Here is an 8,322-nt window from a genome sequence, read left to right on the forward strand (position 1 = left end):
CTTAAATTCTCTGGTCGGTCCCCCGGGGGAGCGATCATAAGCATAACGGCGATCGGGGGCGAAATAACCAAAGGTCATGTAACCCCAATAGTTACCGCCGGGGCGATCGTCGGGGTTATTATCGTTAGCGGTTTCCTGGACTGGTAAGAGTTCGATCGTGGTAAATCCCAGCGCTTTTAGGTATTTGGCCATATAGCCGGCTCCCGCATAAGTTCCCCTGTACTGGTCAGGAACGTTAGCCACTTCCTCAAAACCCCTAATTCCCTTGAGAATATCTTCTAAACGACTAGCAGAGGGGTGATTGCTTAAACCGCGCACATGGGCCTCATAAATGATCGCTTTTTCGGCACCCAGACGGGGACGAGTACCGGTAGAAGTCCCATCTGGCGCGATCACAATGCCTTTGGGCGACCATTTACCCGTATCGTATTGCCGCCGGATCACTCCTTTGTAGTTCCCTTCTCCCGTGGCATAGATTCCAGCATTTTCTCCGGCCGCGATCATGGCCAGGGTTTCAAGGTCGTGGGAAAGTTCTCGCGCGTAGGGATCGAAGAGGACTTTATTGGGGTTAAAACGATGGCCGAAATCGTCCACATCTGCCCGAAAACCAGCGTTACTGTGGCCTTTTTGCCATTTTTGATCAAATTGCCAATTGGGACCCCAACAGCGAAAAGCGTAGTAACTGCCCTGGGCAATACCGGCGATTTTTGCCCGCCATATATCATCATTTGGGTTTTTTGTCAACCAGTAATCATACTTAGCGTTTTCTCCCGTCGGGCGATCGTAGATTTCCAGAAGAATCTGACTGGCATTTTTAGAATAGACGGCAAAGGTGACACTATCGCCCCGATAATGGGCCCCGAGGGGATAGGTGGCATCGGCCCAAAGATGGCTATCTAGGGGGGCATAATTACCAGATTGGGGATGATTTTGACCGATCGCTGGTATCATAAATTGGCGGGATAATATCGCCTTTGATGATAGACATTTTTCGCTCAAAGAAATAAGAAAAAAATCTAAAGCTTGCTCCCCCAGAAAAACAAGTTGTGTAATTTAACCTAGAGATAAATTTTCGGCTTGTCAACATCAATTTTCTCGGTGTAAGTCCTTCTTTGAACACTCAATTTTCTGCCGTCAGTCAACTAATTTGGTTAACTAAATCACTGACTAATTCATCTAAGTAGGTAGGCACAATTATTTGTAGGATGGGTTAGCGGTAGCGTAACCCATGCGGGCGTTGGGTTTCATGCTTCAACCCAACCTACGTTCATTTTATATTTAATTCCACCCACCTACTTAGATGGTGTAGATTGCTATGGGAATTACTAAGTACCTAAGCAAAATAAAGCTTTTGCCTTGTGCCTATCTTCACTAGGAAATTTATTTTGCACGACTACTTACATAATTTTTCTCTCTAAAGCCAGAATTGACAATCATCTTCTAATAAACTAGGATAAATTCCTTGTAAGCGTCGATAAGCAATAGCATCCGCTCCATACAAAGGGATAGGTAAACGGGGTTCTTTGAGAGAACCATAGTGAAGTAAAGTTAATTTTAACGTAGTGTCAACTAACTGTTTTAAATTTACTTGTTCTCCTAATTCATTAACTTTTAAGCGCAAGGGACGAGGAACACCTATTTGTTCAGAAACGTGGGACGTTATCAGGATAACTTCCCGATTTGATAAAGCTAAAGCTAATCCTTTGGAGGGAGCATTTATCTGTTTTTGCTCAAAATTATAAAGTCTAGGACTGCCAGTCTTATAACATTCTACGAGAATAAATTTAGCATTAATTGCTCTCGCTCTTGCCAGTAAATTTTCAACCTCCTTTCCTTGAAATTTACCATCTCTGTAAATGAGAACTGTCTGATTTTTTAGTTCAGCTTGCGGTAAACAATTTTCCAGAATCCGTTGAGGAATTTCTTCTCCCTCGGTTAAACTATCTTCTACCCGACAGCGAACAAATTCTCCCTGTTTGCCATATAGTCGCACACTTGCACAAACATTGAGACTCCCCGGAAGATTTTTTTTAGGCATCCTTCCCACATCTAAACCAATAAAATAATCGGCAATTTCTAGAGGTTCAGCAAGGACATAGGGTAAATTTCCTAATTTGGCTAGGATCCCTGGGACAACTTGATGGAGAATATTATTATAGTTGCTCTTATTATTTAAAGTCTTTTCATAAATCATTTGAGTTATAACTCCACGATCCAGAAACTTTTTTTTAATCCAGGAATATAAACTCCCTTCTTCAGTATTATCCGCATTGCGATCCTCTTGAGGAAGAAATACTAAAGCAATATCTACAGGAATTTCTCCTCCAATTAATTGATCAACTGCTTCTTCCAGTCTAGCTCTTTTTTCAGATCCTACACCTTCGACAGAGAAATTTATTTGATTCTCTGGTGGCAAAATAGTCTCAAATTTATAAAGTTTTAATCGCTTTTCTAATTGTTCTCTAAAATCTCCCACTTTAAAACTATCTGGTTTGAGAATAGCTAAACGAATTTTACGAGCAGGATCGACATATTCTCGATGACGTTTATATACACCACCCTTTGATAATCCTTTGAGAGTTTCTCTTTTTTCTCCCCTTTCTCCCTTACCAAATAAGATGGGAGTTTGCTCAAGAGAAATGGGAGGAGTCCAAAAGAAGTCGGGATTTTCCCTGCTGTTAATACTTCTTTCTCTTAACTGAAAACCAAAGTTATTTAAAGTCTTTTGTGCTTCCTGTTTATACAACTTTAATAGTTTTTGTCGTTCAGCATAGAAGATTTTTGTTTTCTTTAATAAGTCTCCGTAATTGACTTGAAATAAACTCTCATCCTTATCTGTCATACAGGGTTTTAAAGCTGCCAATGGATAAATATACTCCTGGGGATTTTTGCCAAATTGTACCGCCACCACTGGTTGCGCCAGATGAGCTTCTTCTAATTTTCTTCGACTAATTGAACCTGTGGCTTTTGTTAATAGATACTCTCTTTTTTCCCCAATTGTACCCGCTATTTTAATAATTTTAGCTGTCCCATTAGTTTCTATAGTTTTAACCTTTAACCCTACTAATAATTTAACAGCATCTTGTCTATAGGGATGATTTTCATAAAACTGTTCTAAATCTCCACTATAGACAATACTACTTTCAATAGTTAAACAAATGGCCGGATCGGTGTCATTGATGATTTCTGCCCAAAAGTTAACTTCTCTCCTTACCTGTACTTGGTTTTCACTTATCTCACTATCTTTAGGAAAAACTATTGGATAGGAAAATTTACCAAATATTTTCAGAATTCTAACTGCTAATTGTGCTGTGACTAAAGCTGTTATCTGAAAGTCTTTTAGCCAATGAATAGAATAATAGTGATCGCCAATATCTTCTCGTAAAACCTCTTGAATATCTGATAAAGCTTCTTTCCACTGTTGTGGAGAGGGAAGAGATTTTTCATCTTTAGCTAATACCCAAAAACAATTATCTTCAAAAACAACCACCACATTGGGAAACTTCCGACTGAATTGCCAACCAAAACGATTACCTATTTCCCTAGTAAGTTGATAATTAAGCTTAAAACAATTTAAACAACTATTCTTGAGAGTTAAGGAACTAATTTCACTCAAAAAAAGCGGGGAATTGGCTGTGTTAGCTGCTGTGTAATTCATGATCTAAACCTCCTTATTTGCATAATCACAAATCGATGTAAAAGGACAATAACGACAGGCATAGCCACTTTGGGGCGGGAAAATATGATAAAAATCTTCGAGGTGATCTTTATATTTTTTTAGTTGTTGCTGATGTTTTCTCGACAGGAAAGCTAGTTCGATTTTAACTGCTTCTATTGCCTCGGAAGACAGGGAGATATTTTCTGAGCTTGTTTGGGTTTCTAAGTTGTAAAAAGAAGCGACAATTTTTTCCTGAGGATAAAGGTAACTAGCCGCCAGTAAATAAACATGAGCCTGACGACGATCAAAATTAGATTGACCAGTTTTCAAATCTAAAATATGTATAGTGTCATCAGCTTCTCTAAAAATACAATCAAAGGCAGCGGACAAATTAAACCGATAGTTACCCTGCTCGATAACAATAGGTTCTGGATAACCTTCATCGCCTCTAGATAAATTAATAATCTCTTTATTCAATAAAATTGGTTGTTGATAGTAATTGTTTAAAATTACTAAAACCCTGGCTTTAATTTCTGGATATTCTTGATTTAATTGCAGGATTTCTGCGACTTGTTCCACCCCATCAGAACCGGATAATCTCGCCGGCTCTTGATGAAACTCAAAAACTCCTCGTTGTGCCAACTTACCAATTTTTTGCACTTGATTATCTTGCGATAGTAATCTTTGAACTTCTGGTTCTTTGTTTCGCGCTTTTTCAAACCCCCGTTTTGTCTGACAATGCCAATTCTCATAGCCAATCGCCGGTTTAAGCGATCGCCAAAGACTATAGCTCATCGGAGGATACCAAGGCTTTTTGGGAAACTGACAGGACACAATTTTTCCCCTCGGTCAGGATAATGCTAGGATGATACGGCAGTGTTTGCTCTGGTGTTGACTAAAATAATCAACACCAATAAACTAACTCTAGCCTATGTTGACTGAAATAGTCAACCCTTGATATAATTTTTTTTGAGCGATTGAGAGAAAAGCAGTGTCAGAAACATTTGGACAGGTTATCCGCAAAGCTCGTCGAGAGGAAGAATATAGTCAGAGAGAACTAGCTAAGTTGATTGGGGTGGACTATACCTATCTATCGAAGCTAGAAAATGATCATGCGGGTTATCCTCCTAGTCAGCAGGTTATTGAGTCCTTAGCGACTCATTTAAAATTAAATGCTCAAAAATTAGGAGAATTAGCGGGACGACTGAGTTCAGATGATCAAAAAGTCTTCAAAGAATTAGTTCAAAAATACCAACAAATGCCGATTTTATTGCGTCGCATGAAAGACAATCCCAATTTTGCTAAAAAAGTCATTTCTGAGGCGACAAAATTAGATGAGCAGGAGTAGATATCTTGGATATTATTAAACCCTATAGTTTTATTCCCAAAACAGTGATTGAAGCTCAGGCAGACAATATTCTTAAGAAAGTAAAAGCTCATCGTCGTCGTCCCTTAAAAAATTGCGATATTGCGGAAGCAGCAGCCGATCATTTTGATTTGGCTATTGAATGGACGGATATAAAGCCAGATAAAGAGGGAGAAATCGCCGCAATGATTATTCCCACAGAAAAGAAAATTATTCTCAATGAAGATGTAAAATTCTTAAAAGATTCCCAAAATTCATCCCTAGCAAAAGAAGGTTTTAAAAATTCGAGTTTAGCTCATGAAATTGGTCATTTTGTCCTTCATATTAATCAAACCGCTGTCTCTAACTTTTTCGAGCGAATCAATCAGGGAGATTCCTTAGAGACAATTCAACCTTTTCTGTGTCGGACAGTTGATTCTAGCCAAAGAATTGAATGGCAAGCTCAATATTTTGCCAGTTGTTTACTAATGCCGATGAGTGAGTTAGAGAAAGCCATCAAGGGACGTGACTTGACGAAATGGGGACATCTGTATGCGATCGCCGACGAGTTGGGAGTAACTATTACTAATCTTAGAAGTCGTTTAGAAAGTCTCCATTGGATTAAAGTCGATAAAAAAGTAATTTACCCCGGCAGTAATTTTCCTAAGAGATAGCTTAAATGTTCGGAGGGAGATTTTGCCCGTATCGAGCGACTTATTTACTAATAATTTCGGCGGTTTGCGAGTTAGGAATCGGTTCAAAGTTGTGGTCGTCAGCCAGATATTCGGGATAGGTGGAGAATTGGGGTAGTATTTCTAGGGTAAAAGCTTCGGCAGCTTTTGATCGATAACGATTCGGGTTAATAATTACCGACAAAGTGCGTCGTATTTCCACATCTTTAATTCGGGTAGCGTGGATAACTCCCATTTGTAGTTCTTTTTCGATCGCTGTTACCGAGACAAAAGCCGCCCCTAAACCCGATTGTACGGCATTTTTAATCGCCTCGATCGAGTTAAGTTCCATCTCCACTTTTAAGCGTTTGGTATCGATCTCGCAACGAGTTAAAACCTTGTCGATGACTTTGCGAATCGTCGATTGGGAATCGAGGGTGATAAATTTTAGTCGATATAAATCCTCTTTTTGAATCATTTCTACCTTAGACAGCGGATGAAAAATCGGCAGGACTAAAGCCAGTTCATCTTCTGCGTAGGGGATAATCCGCAGGGTTTCTTGTAATTCGGCGGGAACTTCCCCCCCGATAATGGCTAAATCCACTTGACCGTTAGCAACGCTCCAAGAGGTGCGACGGGTGGAATGAACTTGTAGCTGTACGGATACTTCTGGGTATTTTTGCCGAAACAGACCGATCATGCGCGGAAGAAGATAGGTTCCCGTGGTTTGAGAAGCACCGACGATTAGGGTTCCCCCTTGCAGATTTTGTAGATCTTCGATCGCCCGACAGGTTTCTTGACAGAGAGTGATAATTTTTTCGCCGTAGCTTAAGAGTAGGTGTCCCGCTTCTGTTAATTGAGCTTTCCGACCGCCCCGGTCAAATAAAGGCACATTTAGCTGTTTTTCGAGGTTTTGTACCTGAAGACTGACCGCCGGTTGGGAGACATACAGGGTATCTGCCGCCCGTTTAAAGCTTCCTTCGGCGGCGATCGCTTTGAGAATTCTCAGTTGGTCTAGGGTGAAAGGAATGTCGGTCATAGAAAGCCTCAAAAAGAGCGACAGGAGAAGGGGAGGGCAATAGCGACAAATCTTAAGCCAGTGCAGATAAATACACTGAATTGACAGTACCACACCACGGGGATCAATGCTTCAGCTAGTTCGATGATCGGTTATTTTAGCTGTCAGCCTTGAATTAGTTATCAGTTATCAGTTATCAGTTATCAGATGCAAGTTATCAGTTCACTGATTAAGCTGTTGACTATAGCGCTTTTCACGTTACTGAGGTATCGACAAGTTTTGCCAACAAAGGGTTTAAGCCCCTTGCCCATGCCTCATTCTGATGAAAACTGCTATATCTAAATTACTCGTTAAGATTGCAGGGGAGCAGGGAGCAGGGAGAGGCAGTTTGAGCATTTGTACTAAAATTTTTAATACGCAGTTTAAATTCAGTACAGTTTACTAGAACTCTTGCAAATTAATTAGGGCTTGCTGAATAAATCTAAAAACCTTGTTGGATAAGAATTTTAGACTTTTTTCCCATCAAAAAGTGCCAGACATTGGGGTGATCGGGGGGAAGTTTAGGCACTTTTTCCCTGAAAATTAGGTAATTGACCCCCTGAAAATCGCTAAAACCCTACACCCTACACCCTACACCCCACACCCTGCCCCCACGAAAAACTTTTTGCCGCAAACCCTAATTATATGTTATAATTATAGACTAACTAATTTTCCCAAAAAAATAGCTAATCAGTACATTGGTTCTGAATAAAAATTTGAAGTTTAACTTTTAACTCAAAACTCTTTAGAGATGCTTTAATTTGGTTATCAAAACCTCTTTATTTAAGCAGCACAAACCATCTCAATTATAAAAATTGAGAATAAATTACCCTTGACTTGATTAATGTTTGGCAACTTTTAAGAAGCCTCTGTACTTATCCCTAACTCATAACTATAAATAGCCGCTAACAAGTTAACTATTAAACCATATCTTAGACGACTATTTCGATATTTACAGGGTAATATTTTCAAGATTTTGAGTTTACTGTTTATAGGTTCAATGATAATTTTTTTTGTGGCTAAAGCCTTGTTATACTACTTTTCTAAGCCTGTGAATTTCTATTTTTCGGTGTATAAATATTACTATGATATTGAGATATTCCCTGGTAACTACTGTCTTCTATGCTGGTAGTTAAAAGATGAAAAAGAACTCGACTTTTTTTAAATAAACTAAAATCATGACCACTGCCTTTGATCCGGAAGACACAGATCATTTCCTCGGTATTTTGATCAGCGTATATGTTTTTTGAAAAGCAGACAGGAGGCCATCGGGGCATCCCCACTGCGCTAGGCTGAGAGTGGGGAATTCCCGTGCCATATTTTCGTTAAGGTCTTTATCTCGGCTGACCTCATTTCAAATCATCTATAGTATTTTCTACTTTTCGCCATTTACCTCTATACTTAAGTATTTTTTAATATTTACTTTTGTGAGGATTGGTCAGGTTTTATGAAGTAATGCTGCGGATGGAGGGAAACGCCGAGAATTTGTGATATCCACACCTCAAAATCGTGGATTGGATAAGCTGCCCCCCCCGTCAAGGGATTTACCATTGGTTTCACCAGAATGGTAAACATTCCCAGACGATTTCCC

The 8,322-nt window shown here is 39.5% G+C and carries 5 protein-coding genes and 3 pseudogenes; 2 read left to right on the plus strand and 6 right to left on the minus strand.

What is annotated here, in order from left to right:
* The 3 genes and pseudogenes from PX484_RS05225 to PX484_RS05235 all read right to left on the minus strand — a co-directional run.
* Positions 1 to 951, minus strand: a pseudogene (locus tag PX484_RS05225) (glycogen debranching protein); the annotation flags it as partial.
* 463 nt (positions 952 to 1,414) lie between these two features.
* Complete coding sequence (locus PX484_RS05230) at positions 1,415 to 3,658, minus strand: Piwi domain-containing protein (protein WP_287766863.1); 2,244 nt, start codon at positions 3,656 to 3,658, stop codon at positions 1,415 to 1,417.
* 3 nt (positions 3,659 to 3,661) lie between these two features.
* The gene (locus PX484_RS05235; protein ID WP_043997751.1) at positions 3,662 to 4,453 is read right to left on the minus strand and encodes a PD-(D/E)XK nuclease family protein; all 792 of its coding nucleotides are present in this window, start codon (positions 4,451 to 4,453) and stop codon (positions 3,662 to 3,664) included.
* 196 nt (positions 4,454 to 4,649) lie between these two features.
* On the opposite strand from PX484_RS05235, the gene PX484_RS05240 reads away from it, so the two are divergent.
* Together PX484_RS05240 and PX484_RS05245 are read left to right on the plus strand one after the other, a co-directional pair.
* A complete protein-coding gene (locus PX484_RS05240) occupies positions 4,650 to 5,006 on the plus strand; it encodes a helix-turn-helix domain-containing protein (protein ID WP_002801239.1) in 357 nt (118 codons plus the stop codon).
* Between the two features lie 5 nt (positions 5,007 to 5,011).
* Entirely contained in the window at positions 5,012 to 5,677 is a 666-nt protein-coding gene (locus tag PX484_RS05245; protein ID WP_002801238.1) for an ImmA/IrrE family metallo-endopeptidase, read from the plus strand.
* 40 nt (positions 5,678 to 5,717) lie between these two features.
* On the opposite strand, the gene PX484_RS05250 is transcribed toward PX484_RS05245, so the two are convergent.
* From PX484_RS05250 to PX484_RS05260, 3 genes and pseudogenes are all read right to left on the minus strand, one after another.
* Positions 5,718 to 6,713, minus strand: coding sequence for a LysR family transcriptional regulator (locus PX484_RS05250; protein WP_002801237.1), 996 nt, complete (start codon positions 6,711 to 6,713; stop codon positions 5,718 to 5,720).
* A gap of 876 nt (positions 6,714 to 7,589) precedes the next feature.
* Positions 7,590 to 7,972: pseudogene (locus PX484_RS05255) on the minus strand (transposase family protein); the annotation flags it as partial.
* 178 nt (positions 7,973 to 8,150) lie between these two features.
* A pseudogene (locus tag PX484_RS05260) lies at positions 8,151 to 8,322 on the minus strand (YqeG family HAD IIIA-type phosphatase); the annotation flags it as partial.

The organism is Microcystis sp. M49636_WE2 (assembly GCF_030065375.1).
In the GTDB taxonomy this organism is placed as follows: Bacteria; Cyanobacteriota; Cyanobacteriia; order Cyanobacteriales; family Microcystaceae; genus Microcystis; species Microcystis aeruginosa_C.